A 22,036-nucleotide genomic window follows, 5' to 3' on the forward strand; every position below is an offset into this window, starting at 1 on the left:
ATCATTTTCGCCGCCTCTGTATAAAAGAAGTTTCAAATTTCTTTCGATTAAAAGGGTTCACAGTAAATGCAGCCAATATTTCCTTAAAATTTAAGGAGGCAACAGGCTCAAGATAAGCGATTTTAAAGGATTCAAGATTACTCACATACAGGAGTGTACTGAAAAAACCAATAAAAAGTCCGTAAACGCCCAAAAAAATCGAAAGTAGCAAAATATAGAGCCGTAAAACGGTAACGGTACCGACAAGGGATTGGTTAACGAGTGTGTAGCTGGCAACGGCTGTCAATGCAATCATGACGATCATCGTAGGGGATGCCATTCCTGCACGTATAGCGGCATCTCCAATAATCAATCCACCAACAATGGAAATGGTTTGTCCAACAACCGTAGGCATGCGAATCCCGGCTTCTCTTAATAATTCAAAAAGGGCAAGAATAAAAAAGGCTTCTAATCCAATCGGTAAAGGCAAGCCCTCTCGAGATACGATCACTGTAGCCAGCAAGGCAAAAGGGAGTTGGTCCATATTGACAGAGGATAATGCTACCCAAAACCCTGGCAGGAAAATAGCAATACATAAGCCAATAATCCGAAGAATACGACCAAACATCACAAAATAATAGGGGAAATGAATATCTTCAGGTGACTTAACGAGCTCGAAAATATTAATCGGACCAATTAACACAGAGGGGGAACCATTTACAATTAGAATAAATCTTCCCCGAAGCATGGTTTCTATCGCAAAATCTGGACGGGTTATATAATCAATCAATGGGAAGAGAGAAAAGCTTTTATCAGATAACCATTGCTCCAATTGGCCGCTGCTTATCACACTTTCCGATTCAAACTCACCCAAACGCTTTCTAACTTCTTCAATGACTTCCATATTGGCTTTATTTTTTAAATAGAGTAAAGATACTTCGGTTTTACTAAGAGATCCTAATACAAAGGACTCACAATAAAGCTGTTCAGACTTCATCCTTTTCCGAATCAGTGAGATGTTAACATTCATTTCCTCTGTAAAGCTATCCTTTGGACCCTTGATTGACACCTCTGTAGTAGATTCTTCCGGATTACGTTGAGGAATTTTGCCAATATCAAATACATGAAAAAAAGAGGTGCCTTCCTTGTAAAGAATAAGAAACCCCGAAAATACAGAATTCAGCATTTCCTTGATATTTCGGACATGCTTGACAGGAGGAAGTTCACCGATTTGATTCCGATGGTGCTCGTCGGTACTGATACTTAGAAGAATACGATTGAAATATTCATTTAGCTGAGAGGTATCCAGCATTCCTTTACAATAGAACACTTGAAGTGCTAAATCATCCTCCAGCGAAATAAATTCAATATCACCATAGTGTTTGAAAAAACTGTTGATATCCTCAGTAGTCAATTCTCCATTTTGTAAAGCCTTTTGTAATTCATCCATTTGGTTCTCGTTCATACGTCTTGATATCCTCTCTTAATAGGCAGATAACTGATCAAAAGCAGGGCAAACGTAAAGATTATGCTGCTAATAAAAGCAATTGGATAAAAGAATTTCCCGACCATGATTTGAACCCACATATCACTTGTTGGAACAGTTGTCACAACTGCTAATGCAAGAGACACGATTACGAGTAGTATGATTTTTTTTCGATTAGAACGCATCTTCAGGCAATCTAAGAGCAGATATAATCCTAAAGACACGCGAATAACCACTCCGCTTAACAATTGAAAAACGGCTAAAAAGTCTACATGGGAAACATATTCCCCCAAAGTAATCAGCCTCCACTGTTCAAATGCAGGGAAGCGCATATCTGCTGCTACAGTTGGCCCAAATGATGAGATGACCCCTAGCGTTGGACCGAGGATCAATCCAGTCAGAGTCGTGATCAGAATAAAAAGATTGAAAAAACTAAATGATTTCTTCATATGATGCTGGACCATCAAAAGAATTAGAAAATCTGCACTCCCGCCAAGAATGACGATGATCCCTTTTATAATTGGATCATAGCCTTCAACCAGTATTGGAAAAATGTAAGAATAATCTTTTTCCTGCATCGTGAAAAAGGCAACAAAATACCCTAACAACCATACGATTGGCAATAAAACCGCGGACATATAAACAATCGATTTCATTCCGCTATAGGCGGAAAAGGCGCATATTAATAGGAAGGGCAGCATAACCACAAACGATGGAGTTTGTGGAAGAAAATAAATATTCACCGATTGTATTAAGTCATAAAAGGATATACCACTAATGGTTAATACATAAAGGAACAGAAATGCAATAATCAAGCGTGAGATCACCTTGCCAGTACGTGCCTTTACCCAGTCGTACAATCTTTGTCTTTCTTGATTTCGTTTCATAATCAAAAAAATTAGGAATCCCCAAAGGATCAAGAAAAAATAAGCAATCAAGGCACACACCCATGCATCACGCTTTCCCGTCGTTAACAAGTGAGGCATAATCAACACATGATTCGATATACCAATAAACAACGTCAGCACAAAAAACATTTGAAGCCGGGAAAACGTCACAGTACCACCACCAATATCTGGGTCGATACTAGTTATTGTTTGGATATCATTCCATTTTATACAAGTTAAACTGTGATAAAGGTTTTGATAGAAAAGGAGGGGGAGCGGGGCATAAGGACAGCCGTTACCCATAAAATAATGGGTATTAATATCCAATTGAGAAAGATAATAAAATATAAAAAACGAGGTAGTGTAAAAAGTTCTATGAAAACTTAACACTAACCCTTTGATTCCTTCCAGTTTTTATGTGGTAAGGCCACGCAATCGCTCTTGACAAACACGCCAATGGTTTAACAAAAGGCTATCAAGGGCGAAGAGGACAAAAAGAAGGCATACCAAATAAGCCCTTGGTTGTTTCCATTTTAAACCATTGGCAAGTTCGGTTTGTCAAGAGTTCGCTCCGCCGATTGCTGAATAGCTTAAGGGCTCTGCTAAACAAAAAGTTAGGCTACCTGTTGCTCGATAATCCATTGTTGGGCTAACTCTATAAGCTTTGTCCAACGTGCTGGCATGGTGGGAAGCCCTTGTAATTGAGGGTTTACCACAGGCACTTTTCCTTCTAAGGATGCATGAGGCCGTAGAAAATTAAAATAGGCCACAAACAAAGTGACAAAGGATACAGATCCTTTTTCCGAACCAAATCCATGAGTCGAGCGATAGTTGCCTTTAAATGTTCGATTGAGCCTCTCTATAATCTGTTTTAAAGGTCTGTATTCCGTTGAGACTGGGTCTTCATTTGTAAGCCCAATCACTTGCTTCACATCAAAAGAAATATCATGCTGAGCGAAAAAGTGTTGTGCTAAAAGATAGATTGGGTTTCCATCCACTACAAAAGTAAGGTCTTTTGGAATCTCTTTCATCTTTACTAACACTTCATCTATCGCACGAATGGCTGACGCTGTATCTCGATTGGCAGACACCGGGTAAGATAGGATGATCTTTTTCACTGCGTCAAAAAAGAAAAACAAATAATGCCAGCGTCCATTCACTCGAATATAAGTTTCATCACCACAAAATTGATCTGAAAGATCATACGGATAGTGATCGACGTAAGGCTTAAGCAAGAGCGCAACACTATTTTCGTAGTTCAATATCGTCTGATGAGAAATCATAACTCCGTGAACATCCTGCATAATCGCGGCTGTTTTACGGGCCGAAAGGCCATAGTTTACATGATAGGTCAATATAAGTCCTAAGGTATGTGGGGATGCATAAATCCTAGATAAATCCACTCTCGGCAACTCTGGTGAATCTTTGGATAAAGGTTGAAATTCAATATGAAACTGACGAAAAATGTATCTCAGTTTAAATGCCTGAGGGTCCTTTCTAAACCTTTTCTTCTCTTTTGAAGACATTGCGTTTATTTTCTTTTGATAGTAAGAACAATCATTGTTTTTACATTTGTACACATCAAAGTCTTTACGTTCCTTGATTTTTTCTAGAGTCTTCGAACAATGAGGGCACTTCAAAATGGCCTCTTTGGAATAACGGCTTTTATCATTGAAAAGACAGGAACAGACTTTGCATAGATACTGTCCTTTATCTCCATTATTGGCATAAAGGTAATCTGATGGAGCACCACACTTTGGACAGTTCATAGATTTAGGGACTGAAATTTTTGCATTCTTACGCCTTTGAACAGGTTTAAGGGGTTTCCCGTTTTTCTCTAAGTATTCAGTAAGGAGAAGTTGATAATCGAGATTTTCTAGTAGTTCTATGATCGGTAGATCATCTACCTGAAGTTTACGATAGGGTTTATTCACCGGCTGTTCTGTTGGCTTATCAAACATACTTTTACCAATTAATAAGGTAAGTAATGTTCGAATCATTTGTTCTTGATAGTTTATAAAAGTTAATAAATAGGTTATAATTTGAGGGTACAAATTGTCACTTCCATTCTAGGTTGTTGGGTGTGTGGTAACCTCAATTATCCTTAGAATTCAGGGGGTGGCAATTTTTTTGCTTATAAAGCCCTCTATCAAGGTATTTAATAGCCTATTTCTTATAAAAGTTTTGACAATACGAATGGGAAGGTAGTGTAAAAAGTTCTATGAAAACTTAACACTAACCCTTTGATTCCTTCCAGTTTTTATGTGGTAAGGCCACGCAATCGCTCTTGACAAACACGCCAATGGTTTAACAAAAGGCTATCAAGGGCGAAGAGGACAAAAAGAAGGCATACCAAATAAGCCCTTGGTTGTTTCCATTTTAAACCATTGGCAAGTTCGGTTTGTCAAGAGTTCGCTCCGCCGATTGCTGAATAGCTTAAGGGCTCTGCTAAACAAAAAGTTAGGCTACCTGTTGCTCGATAATCCATTGTTGGGCTAACTCTATAAGCTTTGTCCAACGTGCTGGCATGGTGGGAAGCCCTTGTAATTGAGGGTTTACCACAGGCACTTTTCCTTCTAAGGATGCATGAGGCCGTAGAAAATTAAAATAGGCCACAAACAAAGTGACAAAGGATACAGATCCTTTTTCCGAACCAAATCCATGAGTCGAGCGATAGTTGCCTTTAAATGTTCGATTGAGCCTCTCTATAATCTGTTTTAAAGGTCTGTATTCCGTTGAGACTGGGTCTTCATTTGTAAGCCCAATCACTTGCTTCACATCAAAAGAAATATCATGCTGAGCGAAAAAGTGTTGTGCTAAAAGATAGATTGGGTTTCCATCCACTACAAAAGTAAGGTCTTTTGGAATCTCTTTCATCTTTACTAACACTTCATCTATCGCACGAATGGCTGACGCTGTATCTCGATTGGCAGACACCGGGTAAGATAGGATGATCTTTTTCACTGCGTCAAAAAAGAAAAACAAATAATGCCAGCGTCCATTCACTCGAATATAAGTTTCATCACCACAAAATTGATCTGAAAGATCATACGGATAGTGATCGACGTAAGGCTTAAGCAAGAGCGCAACACTATTTTCGTAGTTCAATATCGTCTGATGAGAAATCATAACTCCGTGAACATCCTGCATAATCGCGGCTGTTTTACGGGCCGAAAGGCCATAGTTTACATGATAGGTCAATATAAGTCCTAAGGTATGTGGGGATGCATAAATCCTAGATAAATCCACTCTCGGCAACTCTGGTGAATCTTTGGATAAAGGTTGAAATTCAATATGAAACTGACGAAAAATGTATCTCAGTTTAAATGCCTGAGGGTCCTTTCTAAACCTTTTCTTCTCTTTTGAAGACATTGCGTTTATTTTCTTTTGATAGTAAGAACAATCATTGTTTTTACATTTGTACACATCAAAGTCTTTACGTTCCTTGATTTTTTCTAGAGTCTTCGAACAATGAGGGCACTTCAAAATGGCCTCTTTGGAATAACGGCTTTTATCATTGAAAAGACAGGAACAGACTTTGCATAGATACTGTCCTTTATCTCCATTATTGGCATAAAGGTAATCTGATGGAGCACCACACTTTGGACAGTTCATAGATTTAGGGACTGAAATTTTTGCATTCTTACGCCTTTGAACAGGTTTAAGGGGTTTCCCGTTTTTCTCTAAGTATTCAGTAAGGAGAAGTTGATAATCGAGATTTTCTAGTAGTTCTATGATCGGTAGATCATCTACCTGAAGTTTACGATAGGGTTTATTCACCGGCTGTTCTGTTGGCTTATCAAACATACTTTTACCAATTAATAAGGTAAGTAATGTTCGAATCATTTGTTCTTGATAGTTTATAAAAGTTAATAAATAGGTTATAATTTGAGGGTACAAATTGTCACTTCCATTCTAGGTTGTTGGGTGTGTGGTAACCTCAATTATCCTTAGAATTCAGGGGGTGGCAATTTTTTTGCTTATAAAGCCCTCTATCAAGGTATTTAATAGCCTATTTCTTATAAAAGTTTTGACAATACGAAAAACGAACAGGTGAAAGGGTTATGAGATGAAGAAAAATCAGAACTCAAAGTATTATACATTGCTCATTTTTGTTCACTTTTTTCTTCTACTTTATGTTCTTTATAAAAAGAAAGATAGAAAGACGATACTCCTCACATTTTTGTCTATAGTAGGTTTAGCTTTTTATTTTGAATACCCGTTATATATATCAAAAGCATATAGTTATAAAACCAATCTCTTAAAAAATAAAGAACAAGACAATTCGTTTGGGTCTGTTTTGTCCCAAGGATTGTTTGTTCCAACGGTTGCGATATTCATATCTTCTTACCAATTAGGATGGAAAATAAAACTCTTATTTACCCTTTATTTTGTTTTTATCGAAAGAATATTTATCATGTTAAATATTTTTAAAAATAATTGGTGGAACACCATTTATACGATGTTCTCTATTTTTGTTTATTTTTTTATCAGTGATGGTTGGTATAAGGGGTTGAAAAAAGGAAACAAGTTCATTACAACTATGACTCACTACAATACCTTCCACGTAATTTATTTGAATTTTTTATTTTCACTTTCGATTTTTCAGAAATTCAGGTTCATACCTGTAAAATTTACAACAAAGCGATGGTATCATCACTACTCTTTTGTCAAAATATATATCACTCTTGAAACGTTATTAACGATGTATTTTTCTGAACAAAAGAACAGCAAATTAAAGGCACTTCCTTTGCTAATTGTTACCATAATAGACACGATCCTGAGGAAAGTAAACTTTTTAACAGTAAAAGGTAATTATTGGGTATCCATATTTCCGGTAAGATTTCTCTCGTATTTGTCATTATATTTATTACAGAAAGGAGATAGGTCTCGCTACTGAAGCAGTACAGCTAATTTTATATAAAAAAGATGGGAAGTTTTGCGTACCTCCCATCTTTATAGCTTATTAGAGATTTAAATCCCAGTAATCAACGGACAATCAGGATCGCTTGCCCATTCATTCATCGAGCCGTCATATACGGCTACGTTTTTTTGCCCCAGCATATTTAGAAGAAGTGCATTCCAGGTAGCGGCAATTCCACCCCCGCAATAGGTAATCACTTTTTTAGCAGGATCCAATGCACCTGTTTTTTCAAAAGTCTCTCGCAATTTAGATTCATCATACACTTGTCTAGTATTCGGGTCAGCATGACCTCCAAAGAAGACATTTACGCTGCTAGGGATATGACCTTTTCGTGGGTAAGTGTTTGTTTCACCTCGGAAATCTTCTGGTGATAAACTATTGATGAGAACTATATTTTCATTTTGCATGGCTTCTCTAACATCATCTTTCGTTGCCAGCAATTCTGGACGGCGTTGGCCGGTAAAATTCCCCTTAGGATAATGGCCGGGCTCAGTTGTGATGGGACGTCCTTCATCATTCCATTTTTGAAAGCCGCCTTCTAGTATAGAAATATCATCAAATCCTTCGTATCGCAGCTGCCACGCTAACCGTGAAGCCCACTGTGCTGCGACCACCGGACTGCCTACCAACGCCCCTTGATCGTAGATGACTACGTATGTTCCTTCTCCAACACCGAGTTCCTCCATTTTTTTGACAAATTGATCTCTTGGCGGCACGGTCATGGGAAGAGAGGCTTCAGGATCGGATAATTCATTCATTAAATCCGCATACACTGCCCCTGGGATATGACCTTTATTATAGGCGTCTCTGCCAGACCACATTCCGACCTGTTCTCCTTCTTTCTCAGGCATTTTCAAAAAGGTAGTGGCATCAATTATCCTTAAATTTGGATCTTCTAATCTAGCCGCTAGCCATTCTGTATTCACAATCAATGGATGCTTACTCATTTGTTCCCTCCGGTTAACCTTAATCAAAAACCTTCTAGATTAACCTTTCCAAAAAAAGAAAAACTATTAGGTCTTGAAGGTTTTTACCGCAGGTTTTCAACAGTGGCAGTAAATATGGCAGAAGAACCGGGGAAGGAGTCCCGGCTAATTGGGTACCCGGTCAACCAGGCATTATACGGGACCCGAAGTACATTGGCAGAATTTGAGGCAGCTCACATCTATTAGGTTAATAGGTAAAACACTAACTTTTATTAATGATTATGAAAAATAATGACAGGCGCCATCTGCTCAAGAAGGCTGCCTGTCCTTTTTAACTAGGGGAGCATATAAACTTCGTAGTTTGGAAGATCGGATAAGTTGGTCTTAAGCAAACGACCTTCTTGGACAAGCTCATCGATCGTCTGTTGAATGATTTCTGGGTTGGTTCCGTATAAATCAGCCATTTTCACGGTTGAAAGTGACATATACTTTGGTTGTTTTGTAGATGATGTAATCATTGATTCAACACTTTGAAACACTTGCTCTTTGTCCATGGTACTCCTCCTCATTTCTTTGGTGATATTTTTCATAATCACATCATTCTTTATACCTTGTGTTTTCGGTTATATGAATTATTTTTGATGTTTAAGAAATTCTATAAACATTACGAGAAAGGGAGGAGAATACATGGGGTTTCATCAACCACAGCGAATTGCTGAGTTAGCGGTTGAAGCCGGAGCTCGCAAGGCTTCATTGCCATTGGTAACGATGCTTATGCTTGGTTTTCTTGGCGGAGCTTTTATCGCAATGGGGTTTCTTCTTGATATAAGAATTGTGGCAGGGCTTCCGGCTGAATGGGGGACTTTTAATACTTTTTTAGGTGCAGCCGTGTTTCCGGTAGGTCTCATTTTACTTATTATTGCTGGCGGCGAACTCCTTACTGGGAATATGATGGCCGTGACCATTGCTTGGGCCTCACGTAAAACAACTACATCTAAATTACTGAACAACTGGTTCTGGATTACAATTAGTAATTTTGCAGGCAGTATTTTTGTTGCTTACTTGTTTGGACATGTCATTGGATTAACAGAAACCGAGCCATATTTATCAAGCACAATTGCCATGGCAGAAGGAAAGCTCAATGCTGGATTTTGGGCAAGCCTCATATCTGGGATTGGCTGTAATTGGATGGTTGGTCTTGCCGTATGGTTATCCTATGGTGCAGATGATATTGGCGGGAAAATTCTCGCGATTTGGTTTCCAATTATGGGATTTGTCGCGATAGGCTTTCAACACGTAGTTGCAAATATGTTTTTAATACCCGCAGCGATTTTTGCCGGCTATTTTAGCTGGGTTGACTATTTCGGAAACTTCATTGCTGTTTTCATTGGGAATGTAATCGGGGGAGGTTTATTTGTTGCCTTTGCCTATTATATTGCGTATATCGGCAATGCGGAGCCTGTTGTGGAAAAAGGAAGTAATCTATTGCAAATAAAAAACAGACAAAAAGCAAGGAGGTAGAGCATGCAGGAATCTACTTTTTCTATCCAAATCAATGACAAAGAATATTCTGCAAAAAAGGGCCAGACAATCCTAGAAGTTGCACAATCACAAGATTACTTTATTCCGAGCATCTGCTATCATCCAAATCTAGGTTCAATTCAAACTTGTGATACTTGTTTTGTGAATGTGGAAGGAGAAATGGTGCGTGCCTGTACAACCAAGGCAGAGCCAGATATGAAGGTTGACACGCTTTCAAGGCCAGTAAAGGATGCACAATATGAAGCGATGTCGAGAATTTTAAAAAATCATGAGCTGTATTGTACGGTTTGTGATAACAACAACGGTAACTGTGTCGTTCATAATACGGCGGAGTACTTGGAAGTAGAGCACCAAAAATACGAATTTGTACCGAAACCTTATCCGCCTGACAACTCGCACCCCTTTTACCGATACGAACCGGACCAGTGTATTTTATGCGGCCGCTGCGTAGAAGCCTGTCAAGATTTGCAGGTCAATGAAACGTTAACGATTGATTGGAAACGAGAAGCTCCTCGTGTCATTTGGGACAATGATGTTCCCATTGACGAATCGTCCTGCGTATCTTGTGGACATTGCGTGACTGTATGTCCTTGTAATGCGTTAATGGAGAAATCCATGCTTGGAGAAGCGGGCTACTTAACGGCTATCCCGCCAAAGATTCTTGAGCCGATGATCGATTTAACAAAAGAAGTAGAACCGGGTTATAAGGAAATTTTTGCGATATCTGAAGTAGAAGCAGCAATGAGAAAATCCCGCATCAAACGAACAAAGACCGTTTGTACTTATTGCGGGGTCGGATGCAGCTTTGAGGTTTGGACGAAGGATCGTGACATTTTAAAAATAGAACCGCAGGCCGAAGCTCCTGTAAACGGAATTTCAACTTGTGTAAAAGGCAAATGGGGGTGGGACTTCGTCAACAGCGAGGAACGTCTCACCAAGCCTTTAATCCGCAAGGGAGACGAATTTGTTGAGGCAACATGGGACGAAGCTTTAGGTTTAATTGCAACGAAACTGAGTGGTATTAAGGAAGAGCATGGACCCGATTCAATCGGTTATATTGCTTCTTCAAAATGTTCCAATGAAGAGAATTATATTTTTCAAAAGTTTGCACGTGCGATAATGGGAACGAATAATATCGATAACTGTTCGCGTTATTGTCAGTCACCTGCATCGGCTGGTTTAATGAGAACGGTCGGAATTGGGGCTGATTCGGGAACGATGCGTGATATTGAACAGACAGAATTAGTCATTGTCGTAGGGGCGAACCCGGCAGAGTCTCATCCAGTTTTAGCGACGCGTATTAAGCGGGCTCACAAACTGCATGGGCAAAAATTGATTGTTTCTGATATTCGTAAACATGAGCTTGCGGAACGTGCTGACCTTCATGTTCATCCTAAGCCAAGCACCGATATTGTATGGTTGAATGCGGTGGCAAAATACATATTCGATCAAGGCTGGGAAGACAAGGAGTTTTTACAAAATCGAGTAAACGATGTTGAGAAATATAAAGAATCCCTTGAGAAATATACGCTCGAGTACGCAGAAGAAATTACTGGTTTATCCCGTAAAGAACTGATCCAGCTGGCTGAAATGATTCATGAAGCGAAATCAGTTTGTATTTTATGGGCGATGGGAATTACCCAGCATTTAGGAGGTACTGACGGAAGTACCGCGATAGCCAATCTCTTGCTTGTGACTGGAAACTTTGGACGTCCTGGTACGGGAGCATATCCTTTAAGAGGTCATAACAATGTTCAAGGCGCATGCGACTTTGGAACAATGCCTGCTTGGTACCCAGGTTATGAGCCTGTTCAAAACAAAGAAGTACGTGAACGATATGAAAAAGCTTGGGGCGCTAGCTTGCCAGAGAAACCTGGCTTGAATAATCATCAGATGGTCGAGGCTATTGATAATGGAAAACTGAAAGCGCTGTACCTTTTCGGTGAGGATATGGCGATTGTTGATTCCAACTCCAACCATGTGGAAGCATCGTTTGAAAAGCTAGAATTCTTTGTCGTTCAAGACGTCTTTTTCTCAAGAACAGCACAGTATGCGGATGTTATTTTACCAGCTGCTCCAAGTCTTGAAAAAGAAGGAACCTTTACGAATACGGAACGCCGCATTCAGCGATTCCATAAGGTGCTTGAGCCGCTTGGGGATTCAAAGCCAGACTGGTTGATTTTTCAAGAAATCGCTAATCGTCTTGGTGCTAATTGGAATTATCAGCACCCAGGGGAAATCATGGCAGAAGCCGCTTCGTTGGCGACGGTGTTCCGAGGGGTAAGCTATGAACGTCTGGAAGACTGGGAAAGCTTGGTTTGGCCTGTTGATCAAGATGGTACGGATACTCCGCTTTTATATGAAGATCGTTTTTTCTTCCCTGATGGGAAAGCACGGTTATTCCCAGTGGAATGGACTCCGCCGTTTAACGCCGGGGAAGAGTATGACCTGCATTTAAATAACGGAAGATTACTGGAGCATTTCCATGAAGGGAACTTGACGTATCGTTCAGAAGGATTAACGCATAAAGTACCGCATCCGTGGCTGGATGTTTCTGAAGAATTGGCGCAAGAGCGGGGCCTTGAAGACGGTTCACTGGTTCGCTTGGTATCCCCTTATGGCCAAGTCAAAGTCCGTGTGATCGTGACCGATCGCGTTAAAGGAAATGAGATTTACTTAACAATGAATAGCAGTGAAGAATACGAAGCCGTTAACCGGTTAACAAGCAGTTATCATGATAAAATAACCCACACTCCAAACTACAAAGAGATGGGTGTGAAAATGGAGATCCTTGAAGAAAAAGGTGAATCTCCTTTGCCAAAGGTTAATTACCGTTTTGGCAATCGGATTCCGCAGCTTAGTGTAAAAGTTGAAGATAAATGGGCGCGTCCTGATTTTACACCAATTCCAGAATTGTTTAGTGCAGAGGGGGAGGCATATGGCGAAGGCAATCAGGCAAATTAGTAAATCGGTTCCAAATCCCGTGACAGAACAGATGCAAGCTGTATCAGAACTATTGAATGCGATAACGGAGAATAAAGAAGTACTGCTCACCACGATTGACATTTTAAAAGGACTGCATGAAATGGGGGTTTTAGACGCTGCCAAAGCAATGCTGGAGCAGCGTACAGATATTGGCGCAATCGCCATTCAGCAGATTAATCAGCCCGCCATGCATAATACGATCAAAAATGCTATGAATGCGTTTAAATTTTTAGGATCCATTGACCCGGATCAGCTTCAAGCGATTCTCAATGGAGTTAGTCAAGGATTCGACCGGTCTGCGGAAGTTTTAAAAAATGGTGAAAATCAAAGTTTATGGAAGTTAGGGACTAGCTTGCGTGACCCTGATGTTAAAGCCTCCTTGTCTACGATGATGGAATTTTTACATGGAATGGGAGAAGCGTTCAATCAGGACCCGAAAAATGTTCATTAAAGGGAGGTTGAAGGATGGAAAAAGCCAAGTTGAAACTTGAGGGAGTAGAATCCCAGGATGATGCAGATAAAGTCCTTCATGCTTTACACGAAGTTTGGGGGATTCGAGAGGCAGAGGTCAATTTTAACAGTAAAGAAGCACTGTTCAGTTTTGATGAGAAGTCTGCCTCATTGCAGGATTTTGAACAAGCGGTGATTGATTCTGGTTTTCATGTGACGAAGCAGTAGGAGTGAAAGGAGGGAAAAAGGATGAAGGTTTGTGAAGTTTGCGGAACAGAGGAAGAATGGAGTCAAAGTGAGAAGGACGAAACGAGAATGGAAACAGGGTTGCTTCACGTTTGTGATACTTGTCAGCAAGACCGAAATTTTCATCCATTTGACCGTTTTGAATAATGGGAAGGTTGGTGGGCGTACCATTTATCAGAACTGCCCATCAACCGGCCACTTCTTTAATTTGAAGGAGAGATGGGTGTGAAACCAATACAGGTAAAACGGCAGACCTTGAGATTTACCAATGGCAATGCCGAACAAACCGAGGATCACATCGTAACCGAATACCCCGTAACGGTTAAATTGAATGGAAATGAACTTGTGACGATGGTCTGCACACCAGAATACATCGAGGACTTAGTGATTGGCTTTTTAGCCTCTGAAGGGGTCATTCGGAGATATGAGGACATTCAAGATATATGGATTCAAGAAAAAGATGGATTTGTTCATGTCAAAACAGAGAAAGTGAATCCCTTTTATCAAAAAATACAAAGCAAAAGATACATTACCTCATGCTGCGGGATGAATAGACAAGGTTTTGTCTTTGCTAGTGATGCTTTGACGGCAAAGAAAGTAAATGGAGTTCAGGTAAAGCTCTCAGTGGACGATACCTTTCGCTTGATGAATGATTTGCAGAACGCTGCGACTGTATTTCAACAAACCGGCGGCGTCCACAATGCGGCACTATGTGATGTGAACGGGATGATCCTATCAAGAATGGACATTGGCCGGCATAATGCTTTAGATAAAATTTATGGCTACTGCTTAAAAAATCAACTGTCAATATCTGATAAAATCATTGCATTCAGCGGTAGGATTTCCTCTGAGATCTTAATAAAAGTAGCAAAAATCGGGTGTGAGATTGTTCTTTCAAAATCAGCCCCAACCGAACTAGCACTGGAACTAGCAGAACAATTAGGCATCACCACCATCGGCTTTGTTCGCAACCGCTCCTTGAATGTATATACCTATCCCGACCGAATCTTAAATGCGTCAAATCTTTAAAGAGGTGACAGGCTCTTCTAGAAAAACTAGGCAGGGCCTGTTACTATTTTGTCTTTTATGACTGGACGTTTGGATTTTGGGGGTTTTGATTACAGCTTACTGGCAAGTGATGAAACTTACCGACGTGAAACAACCCTTGAACAGTGAGTTTCAATTCCGGAATAACGGGTAATGCCAAAAAGGATAAAGTGAGAAAGGGATTAAACTCAGATGTCACTCCCAGTTTCTTTAAAGCGTCATTTACGTTTGTCAGTTTTTCATTGACTTCGGTGTGGGACAAAGGGGACATAAGGCCGCTAATCGGTAACTCTAGTGAAGCTAAAATCGCTCCATTTTTTACGACGATTAAACCACCCTGCATCTTTTTTAATTGTGTTGATGCCAAAAGAATATCATCATCGTTTTCTCCACAGACTATCAGATTATGTGAATCATGCGAAACCGTCGAAGCAATCGCACCAGCCTTTAAACCAAGACCCTTGACAATCCCAAGGCCGATTTTACCTGTCAGACGATGTCTCTCAATCAAAGCAATTTTCATTAAATCTAAGGTCGGAGATGTTTGAAAATGCCCTTGTAAATTTGCTGGGACTTGAACAATTTGATGCCGGGTCATTAGACTGTTTGGAATCACCTCTATCACGTTCGCGTACTCTCCAGCAAGGGGAATGGTTAAATCTTCACGACAGATGTCGTTAAAAACAACTGTTTTTGACAGATCTGCTTTTTTAGCTGGATTTGGTTTTAGTATTTTCTTGAAAATGCCATCACTTACGACTTCTTCTCCATTTTTTATCACCTGTTTAATCTTCATTTCTTTTAAATTTTCTACTATGAGCAAGTCAGCCTTGTACCCTGGTACAATTGCACCGCGATCCCCTAATCCGAAACACTCTGCTGCATTAAGTGTTGCCATTTGAATGGCTGTGATGGGGTCGATCCCGGAAGAAATCGCCAATTTCACATTATGATCAATGCTTCCTTCCATGAGAAGGTCATCTAAATGTTTATCGTCCGTGACGAATAGGCAGCGACGGGAATTCATGTTATTGACAACTCCAATGATGTTTTTTAAATCCTTTGCTACTGTTCCTTCACGAATCATGACATACATTCCTTTTTGAAGTCGTTCTTTTGCTTCTTGGGCCGTTGTGCATTCATGATCGGTTCGGATTCCTGCCGCCATATAGACGTTCAAGTCATTTGCAGTTAATCCAGCACCGTGGCCATCGATTTTTTTTCCAAGTGAAGAAGCTTTGCGCAATTTCTTTAGGATTTCTACTTCTCCACCATGAACTGCCGGGAAATTCATCACTTCTGCAAGTCCAAGGACTCTAGGATGATGGAAGAATGGCAGTAAATCCTCCATTAAGAGCTTAGCTCCAGCAAATTCAAATTTAGTCGCTGGAACACAAGAGGGGAGCATCACGAACAAGTCAAATGGGAGGTCTTCGGATTGATCAAGCATATACTGAATGCCTTGAATTCCAGAAACGTTTGCGATTTCGTGGGGGTCCGAGATGGCGGTTGTGACACCATGCATAAGAAGAACCTTAGCAAACTCTTGGGGTGTGACCATGGATGATTCCACATGGACATGACCATCAATCAGTCCAGGGGAAATGTAGGAACCTTTGGCATCAATAATTCGATGTCCTTCAAAACTTCCAATTCCAGCAATATACCCATCGACAATGGCAACATCTTCTTTTATTATTTCTCCATTGAATACATCAACTATATTCCCGTTTCTGATCACGGTATCAGCAAGTTCTCTTCCCGATGCAACGGCAACCCTGCGCGATAAACTATCTTCCATGAACCATCACTCCTTATCAGAATTAATAGGGTACATACCGCTGACAAGCCTCCTGAATGACTTCACCTCAACATAAGCGGCAGGATCTTTTATATTTTATTTACCAAAGCAATTTAAAATGTTCATTTTAGGAAGTTCGCAGGGACGCCCCGAATTTTCTTGTTTCACATTATGTTCCACAAAGTGTCAATTGATATGAATTTACCATTTAGATTGAATTTTGTTAGAGACTAATTAAAATTACTAGGAAAACAACAAGGAGTGATAGAATAATATAATAAGAACAATAAGCTTAAATCATTTGCATTAGTCAATAAGGGGGTTACGCAATGGATGAGATGGAGTTTATCACAAAATTACAACTCATAAGAAAAGGTTTTCACGGATTGACGAATGAGCGGGAATACGAAATTGTTGAGAGAATTGGAAAAGATACCGTTTATTCTGATTCTTTTATTCAACCATCCTTTATTGTGAGCAAAACAGGGAAACAAAGAATTTTCTATAAGATATATGGTTCACCTAAATATTTTGCAGGCTTATATAGTTTGTATGCGATTGTCCGTGCTGCCAAAAAAGTAGCAGATGAGGAAGGAGCGTTTACCAATCTCGAACTGATTGATGAAACGGACTATCAAGAGATTGTGATCGAATATGTCCATAACAAGGGACATATCTCAGGATTAGAACTTTTTAGAACGATAGAAGAGGGAAGGATCATGCTAGCTAAAAAAATAAAAGATGAATTGTTAGAAGAAGCGAAACATTATAACTTAATTGACAGCATGGATCTTTTTTTATAGATAACTCTGAACTACTATTTAGGAAAAGGGGGGGCTGCTAGTGTATGATTTTGCCATTGTAGGCGGTGGAATTGTTGGACTATCAACAGGGATGGCGATTTTTCAACGATTCCCAAATGCTAAAGTTGTTTTGATTGAAAAGGAAGCAGCAGTGGCCCAGCATCAAACAGGTCATAATAGCGGGGTCATTCATTCTGGTATTTATTATAAGCCTAATAGTCTTAAAGCGCGGTATGCTCGTCAAGGCAACCAATCGATGAAAGAGTTCTGCCTAGAACATGGAATTGATCATGACATTTGCGGGAAGGTGATCGTGGCAACGAAGCAGGAGGAGATACCACTATTGGATAATCTCTATCAAAGAGGCCTGGAAAACAAATTGAAGATTAGAAGAGTCGGACCTGATGAATTAAAGGATATGGAGCCGCACGTAAATGGTCATGGAGCGATTGTTGTTCCTCAGGCAGGAATAGTGGATTATCGACAGGTCAGTGAAAAGTTTGCCAGCCTTATAGAAGAGCATGGTGGTGAGATTGCTCTTAATACGAAAGTCGAGAAAATCTATGAAGAATCTGATGAAGTAACGATCGAAAGCAGCCGTGGATCGTTTAAAGCACGCTTTATGATTAACTGTGCAGGCCTTCATAGTGATCGAGTCGCGTTAGCAGCGGGCTATAAAACAGATATGAAGATTCTTCCATTTCGAGGGGAGTATTATAAGTTAAAGCCTGAAAAACGTTATCTAGTAAACAATCTCATCTACCCTGTGCCAAACCCGAAATTCCCGTTTTTAGGTGTTCATTTTACGAGAATGATCGGCGGGGAAGTGGAGGCAGGGCCAAATGCCGTTCTTAGCTTTAAACGTGAAGGCTATAAAAAAACGGATTTTGATGCAAGAGACTTAGCAGAAGCACTAACATACAGCGGCCTTTGGAAGATGGCAGGAAAATTTGCAAAAGAAGGACTGGAAGAATATGTTCGCTCTTTTAGCAAGAAGAGATTTACAAAAAGCCTGCAAGAATTAATTCCTGAAATACGAGAGGAGGATTTAATTCCTGCGCCAGCGGGTGTTCGTGCCCAGGCCATCAAGAATGACGGAAATATGGTCGATGATTTTCAAGTGATTTATGGAAAAAGGACCATCCATATTTGCAATGCGCCTTCCCCTGCAGCCACCGCTTCCATTGAAATAGGAAGAGAAGTTGTAAAACGACTGCCAAAGCTGACTAATCTAAAAGAGACAGCATTGATTGTATAATTACTTTTAGAGGCGGATATCGAGAAAAAGAAAAGTTTAGCGGATTATAGTCATTGTCCAGTTTGTGAATTCTGAATTTTTAGATATATAATAAAACCTATGTGTTCATAGTATATGTTATAAAAAATTGATATACTAAAGATCCTTGGCAGGGGCATAAAGTACCGTGAAAAGAGCAGGAATCTCAAACATAGAAGATACCTGCTCTTTTCCTATTTTCTGTGAATGACATTTTCTTTAAATTACGTTCCTTATAATTTCCCTTTATTTTGTAACATGAAAAATGAAAGAGATGTAGTAACAACACTCGAGTTTAATCATAAAGTATAACGTTCGTTACGTTGAGAAATTGATGTCATAACCCACTCCGAAAGTAAAGGGAAGAAGGAAACTTATAAAAGTATTTGTGCAGTCACTTAAATTGAATGAATAGTTAACTGGAGGTGGTTAAGATCAATCATACAGTAGTAATTCCCAATGGATACAAATCAATTCTAAATTTAAGACAGACTGAAATGGCCATAAATGAGCTAAAGAAGCACTTTGAAGAAGAGCTCTCTGCAGCACTGAATTTAATTAAAGTATCGGCCCCTTTATTTGTCAGCGAAGGCAGGGGAATCAACGATAATTTAAATGGTGTTGAAAGAATGGTCACTTTTGATGCCTTGGATATTAAAAATAAACAAATTGAAATCGTCCAATCGTTGGCAAAGTGGAAAAGAATCGCCCTTGCTCGATATGGTTTTGACATTGGTGAAGGCCTCTATACAAATATGAATGCAATTAGAAGAGATGAGCTCTTAGATAATCTTCACTCTGTCTATGTTGATCAATGGGATTGGGAAAAAGTGATTTCAAGGGAACAACGTAACCTCCATACATTACAAGCAGAAGTTTTAAAGATTTATCATGCCATGAAATCAACTGAACGCCATATGTATGAATATAACCACGTGCTAACACCTGCATTGCCAGAAAGCCTTTCCTTTTTTACTACCCAGGAACTAGAGACTCTGTACCCAGATCTCACTCCGAGTCAAAGAGAGAATACTGTTACTAAAGAATATGGAGCCGTTTTCATTATGCAAATTGGCGGTAACTTACGTTCTGGAGAAAAACATGATGGACGGTCACCAGATTATGATGACTGGAATCTAAATGGAGATCTTCTATTTTGGAATCCTATTTTAGAGAGAGCTATTGAAGTGTCATCAATGGGAATAAGAGTTGATGAAAAAGCACTGCTAAAGCAATTAACGCTTGCAAACAGCGAGGAACGGAAAGAATTAGAATACCATCAATCCATATTAAGTGGAAAGCTTCCTTTTACAATAGGCGGAGGAATTGGGCAGTCAAGGATATGCATGTTTTCCCTAAAGAAAGCACATATCGGCGAAGTTCAAGCTTCGGTCTGGAATGATCAAATCGTAGAAGATTGCGAAAAGAATAATATTATTTTGTTGTAATGTGGTGAAAGAATCCTCATCTCTACTGATGATGAGGATTCTTTGATGCAATCATTTCTTTCTATTAATCATCTAACTCTACAAAATCTTCATGTTTGAATACCATTGACAATACTTGACGTCCATCGAAGGTCGTACCTGATAATGTTACTACAATGCCTTCTGCATCTTCATCGGTATCACCAGCAATTTCAACACGCAGCATATTGTTCCCCGTGAAAGTATTTGCTCCAGATTCTATTCTGACAACTGCACAGTCTCCTGCAGGAATAACGACTTTTTCACGGAAAAATTGTACTTCTGGCGGAGTGTTAGGTGGGTATAAAAGAATATCTGCACATTTATGAACAGTCAATATCACAGATGAAGTAGTGTCCGCGAGATTTTTGAAACCAATAAATAAATACTGTACGGCGCCTGTAGCTGTATTATCAATAGATAATGGTACAAAAAATGGGCCTGATGTGATTCTGTTAGCCATTCGGAAATCCCTCCTTTCCTTATGAATGTGCTATATCTATATTCCAACTTGATTGATACTGAATGGACAAACTGTTCACTATAAACGCCAAATTTTAAAATTTACATTTCTTTAATAAAAAAAGAAGAGGCCGCAAAGGATCAGCCTTCTTCTCAAATGATTTATTCTTACTTTTGGGGCGGTAAAACCGCTCCTTATCGACCACGAAACTCCACACCAAGTTCAGCTAATTGTTCCTGTGCCTCCTCTTTATTGTGCATTTACCTGAGCAGCTGGTTGGTGGTTTTTTCCTCCTTTAAGATTAACTTGAGTTTCTTAATGTTTTCTGTTATTCTATAGAAGAATTATTTTTGACCGGTGTAAAGAATAGACTTTTCGTTCTGATGATCGCTTTGGGCAAGGATAGTAACAATTGTGCACAATGCACTGGGAGGCAACAAATATGGAACAAGGTACAGTTAAATGGTTTAATGCAGAAAAAGGATTCGGATTTATCGAGCGCGAAGGTGGAGAAGATGTATTCGTTCACTTCTCTGCAATCCAAAGCGATGGTTTCAAATCATTAGACGAAGGTCAAAAAGTAACATTTGACGTTGAGCAAGGCCAACGTGGACCACAAGCTGCTAACGTTCAAAAAGCTTAATTTTGACTAAAACATGCAAAAAACAGACTCTTGTACAAGAGTCTGTTTTTTTGTTTGTTTATATTAATGCTGAAAAAAGCCCTACTCGAGGATCGAATAGGGAATAAAATGTTATGTTTCCTTTTTAGTCATTTTTCATTAACTCATCTTCGAAGTAAAAAGTTGAAGGGTGCTCTTTTACAGTATAAGAATACTGTTTCATATTTTTTACATACATCCATTTATTTATTGTTACATATTCATCTGTTGTTCTGATTGTTACTCTTTCCCCACTCTGAAACTTATTTTTACCCGCCACACTTACACCTCTTTTTTTATAAGTCCAACGCTAATCTTTGTTCATGAGTAGCGATTTGCTTTTTTATTATTTGTATTCCTATCAATAATTATAAGAACACTCGCTTATTCCGACGCATACTTAATAATCCCGTGTAAATAAACGGAGTATTCCCGTTCCAAATACTCTCTTAATTTAATTCTTCCTTCACTTTCTAACTCTGTCGTCCATTCTCGAATGTTCTGTTCATCACTCGTCTTCGCAGTTGGAATCTCAATTGTGAAAAAATTTCCTTGACTAGCTTTCTGCAGGTTTTTTAATAATATTTCCTTATTCATCGGGTCATCCCTTTCTGTACTACATTAAAATATTCGACATACACAAATAAATACCTTGTAATCTGAACATTTTTAACGAGAAAACCCCAATAGGGAGGCAGACTGCTATTCATAGGTAAAAAGAAGCCGTTTCTAAGAAGCGGCTCCCAATACCTGCTTGAATTTTACTTCTGCGAATCTTTTAGGGCAGGTTCTTTAGTCTGGGGTGGTGATAAACGGTCTAAAGCATCCGCAATCCTTTTTAATTGTTTAATCATTTCTTCGGACTGTTGATCGTTCATACCTATTCACATCCTCCCTAAGTCGTTTTGACTTAAATTAAATATAACATAAACCTGATAATTTTGATTGTTATCTAAAGTTGATGTTTTTTTAACGAGAGAATCAGGTTGATTTAAAGAGTATTTCCTATGAGAAATGCTCTTTATTTTTTCTAAAAAGTAAGTAAAATCCAAACAATAATAATTTAGTTAAATCCAATAATTATTTATTGTAAA

Annotated in this window: 20 protein-coding genes and 1 pseudogene; 11 read left to right on the forward strand and 10 right to left on the reverse strand. The window is 39.3% G+C overall.

The window, feature by feature from the left end:
• Nucleotide 1: 1 nt before the first annotated feature.
• From CZ487_RS13615 to CZ487_RS13640, 5 genes are all read right to left on the reverse strand, one after another.
• Nucleotides 2-1,444 carry a spore germination protein gene (locus CZ487_RS13615; protein WP_077212808.1) on the reverse strand — a complete coding sequence of 481 codons (1,443 nt, stop codon included), beginning with the start codon at nucleotides 1,442-1,444 and terminating at the stop codon, nucleotides 2-4.
• Nucleotides 1,441-2,523 carry a GerAB/ArcD/ProY family transporter gene (locus CZ487_RS13620; protein WP_077212810.1) on the reverse strand — a complete coding sequence of 361 codons (1,083 nt, stop codon included), beginning with the start codon at nucleotides 2,521-2,523 and terminating at the stop codon, nucleotides 1,441-1,443. The genes CZ487_RS13615 and CZ487_RS13620 overlap by 4 nt, the downstream gene beginning before the upstream one ends.
• A gap of 443 nt (nucleotides 2,524-2,966) precedes the next feature.
• Nucleotides 2,967-4,406 (reverse strand): DDE-type integrase/transposase/recombinase, encoded by a 1,440-nt coding sequence (locus CZ487_RS13625; protein WP_077211710.1) that lies wholly within the window; start codon nucleotides 4,404-4,406, stop codon nucleotides 2,967-2,969.
• Between the two features lie 406 nt (nucleotides 4,407-4,812).
• Complete coding sequence (locus CZ487_RS13630; protein ID WP_077211710.1) at nucleotides 4,813-6,252, reverse strand: DDE-type integrase/transposase/recombinase; 1,440 nt, start codon at nucleotides 6,250-6,252, stop codon at nucleotides 4,813-4,815.
• A 1,074-nt stretch (nucleotides 6,253-7,326) separates the two neighbouring features.
• A complete protein-coding gene (locus CZ487_RS13640) occupies nucleotides 7,327-8,223 on the reverse strand; it encodes a sulfurtransferase (protein WP_077212821.1) in 897 nt (298 codons plus the stop codon).
• Between the two features lie 104 nt (nucleotides 8,224-8,327).
• Between CZ487_RS13640 and CZ487_RS27720 the strand changes: the two are divergent.
• Nucleotides 8,328-8,429 (forward strand): annotated as a pseudogene (locus tag CZ487_RS27720) (peroxiredoxin); the annotation flags it as partial.
• A 108-nt stretch (nucleotides 8,430-8,537) separates the two neighbouring features.
• On the opposite strand, the gene CZ487_RS13650 reads toward CZ487_RS27720, so the two are convergent.
• Nucleotides 8,538-8,756: a hypothetical protein gene (locus CZ487_RS13650; RefSeq protein ID WP_077212824.1), complete on the reverse strand. Its 219-nt coding sequence runs from the start codon at nucleotides 8,754-8,756 to the stop codon at nucleotides 8,538-8,540.
• A gap of 133 nt (nucleotides 8,757-8,889) precedes the next feature.
• Between CZ487_RS13650 and CZ487_RS13655 the strand changes: the two genes are divergently transcribed.
• From CZ487_RS13655 to fdhD, 6 genes are all read left to right on the forward strand, one after another.
• A complete protein-coding gene (locus tag CZ487_RS13655; RefSeq protein WP_077212826.1) occupies nucleotides 8,890-9,723 on the forward strand; it encodes a formate/nitrite transporter family protein in 834 nt (277 codons plus the stop codon).
• Between the two features lie 3 nt (nucleotides 9,724-9,726).
• Nucleotides 9,727-12,708: a formate dehydrogenase subunit alpha gene (fdhF, locus tag CZ487_RS13660; RefSeq protein ID WP_077212827.1), complete on the forward strand. Its 2,982-nt coding sequence runs from the start codon at nucleotides 9,727-9,729 to the stop codon at nucleotides 12,706-12,708.
• Nucleotides 12,683-13,180 carry a helical membrane plugin domain-containing protein gene (locus tag CZ487_RS13665; protein ID WP_077212829.1) on the forward strand — a complete coding sequence of 166 codons (498 nt, stop codon included), beginning with the start codon at nucleotides 12,683-12,685 and terminating at the stop codon, nucleotides 13,178-13,180. The genes fdhF and CZ487_RS13665 overlap by 26 nt, the downstream gene beginning before the upstream one ends.
• 14 nt (nucleotides 13,181-13,194) lie before the next feature.
• On the forward strand, nucleotides 13,195-13,407 hold the full coding sequence (locus tag CZ487_RS13670) for a heavy-metal-associated domain-containing protein (protein WP_077212831.1): 213 nt from the start codon (nucleotides 13,195-13,197) through the stop codon (nucleotides 13,405-13,407).
• A 21-nt stretch (nucleotides 13,408-13,428) separates the two neighbouring features.
• Complete coding sequence (locus tag CZ487_RS26645; protein WP_154676036.1) at nucleotides 13,429-13,572, forward strand: hypothetical protein; 144 nt, start codon at nucleotides 13,429-13,431, stop codon at nucleotides 13,570-13,572.
• Nucleotides 13,573-13,650: 78 nt separating this feature from the next.
• The gene (gene fdhD / locus CZ487_RS13675) at nucleotides 13,651-14,454 is read left to right on the forward strand and encodes a formate dehydrogenase accessory sulfurtransferase FdhD (protein ID WP_077212832.1); all 804 of its coding nucleotides are present in this window, start codon (nucleotides 13,651-13,653) and stop codon (nucleotides 14,452-14,454) included.
• A 55-nt stretch (nucleotides 14,455-14,509) separates the two neighbouring features.
• Here the strand turns inward: fdhD and ade are convergent, their stop codons facing one another.
• Complete coding sequence (gene ade, locus CZ487_RS13680; RefSeq protein ID WP_077212834.1) at nucleotides 14,510-16,273, reverse strand: adenine deaminase; 1,764 nt, start codon at nucleotides 16,271-16,273, stop codon at nucleotides 14,510-14,512.
• A 329-nt stretch (nucleotides 16,274-16,602) separates the two neighbouring features.
• Here ade and CZ487_RS13685 point away from each other — a divergent pair, with 329 nt between their 5' ends.
• From CZ487_RS13685 to asnA, 3 genes are all read left to right on the forward strand, one after another.
• Nucleotides 16,603-17,076, forward strand: coding sequence for a hypothetical protein (locus CZ487_RS13685; protein WP_077212836.1), 474 nt, complete (start codon nucleotides 16,603-16,605; stop codon nucleotides 17,074-17,076).
• A 40-nt stretch (nucleotides 17,077-17,116) separates the two neighbouring features.
• A complete protein-coding gene (gene lhgO / locus CZ487_RS13690; RefSeq protein WP_077212837.1) occupies nucleotides 17,117-18,334 on the forward strand; it encodes an L-2-hydroxyglutarate oxidase in 1,218 nt (405 codons plus the stop codon).
• A 515-nt stretch (nucleotides 18,335-18,849) separates the two neighbouring features.
• Nucleotides 18,850-19,800, forward strand: coding sequence for an aspartate--ammonia ligase (asnA, locus tag CZ487_RS13695; protein ID WP_237562885.1), 951 nt, complete (start codon nucleotides 18,850-18,852; stop codon nucleotides 19,798-19,800).
• Between the two features lie 64 nt (nucleotides 19,801-19,864).
• Here asnA and CZ487_RS13700 read toward each other — a convergent pair whose 3' ends face one another.
• Nucleotides 19,865-20,281: a hypothetical protein gene (locus CZ487_RS13700; protein WP_077212840.1), complete on the reverse strand. Its 417-nt coding sequence runs from the start codon at nucleotides 20,279-20,281 to the stop codon at nucleotides 19,865-19,867.
• Between the two features lie 442 nt (nucleotides 20,282-20,723).
• Here CZ487_RS13700 and CZ487_RS13705 point away from each other — a divergent pair, with 442 nt between their 5' ends.
• Nucleotides 20,724-20,924, forward strand: coding sequence for a cold-shock protein (locus CZ487_RS13705; RefSeq protein WP_077212842.1), 201 nt, complete (start codon nucleotides 20,724-20,726; stop codon nucleotides 20,922-20,924).
• A gap of 124 nt (nucleotides 20,925-21,048) precedes the next feature.
• Here CZ487_RS13705 and CZ487_RS27185 read toward each other — a convergent pair whose 3' ends face one another.
• Together CZ487_RS27185 and CZ487_RS13710 are read right to left on the reverse strand one after the other, a co-directional pair.
• Nucleotides 21,049-21,222, reverse strand: a complete 174-nt coding sequence (locus tag CZ487_RS27185) for a hypothetical protein (protein ID WP_202617836.1) — start codon at nucleotides 21,220-21,222, stop codon at nucleotides 21,049-21,051.
• Nucleotides 21,223-21,326: 104 nt separating this feature from the next.
• Nucleotides 21,327-21,539: a hypothetical protein gene (locus CZ487_RS13710; RefSeq protein ID WP_077212844.1), complete on the reverse strand. Its 213-nt coding sequence runs from the start codon at nucleotides 21,537-21,539 to the stop codon at nucleotides 21,327-21,329.
• Between the last annotated feature and the right edge of the window lie 497 nt (nucleotides 21,540-22,036).

This window comes from Robertmurraya dakarensis, from assembly GCF_900156875.1.
Taxonomy (GTDB): Bacteria; Bacillota; Bacilli; order Bacillales; family Cytobacillaceae; genus Robertmurraya; species Robertmurraya dakarensis.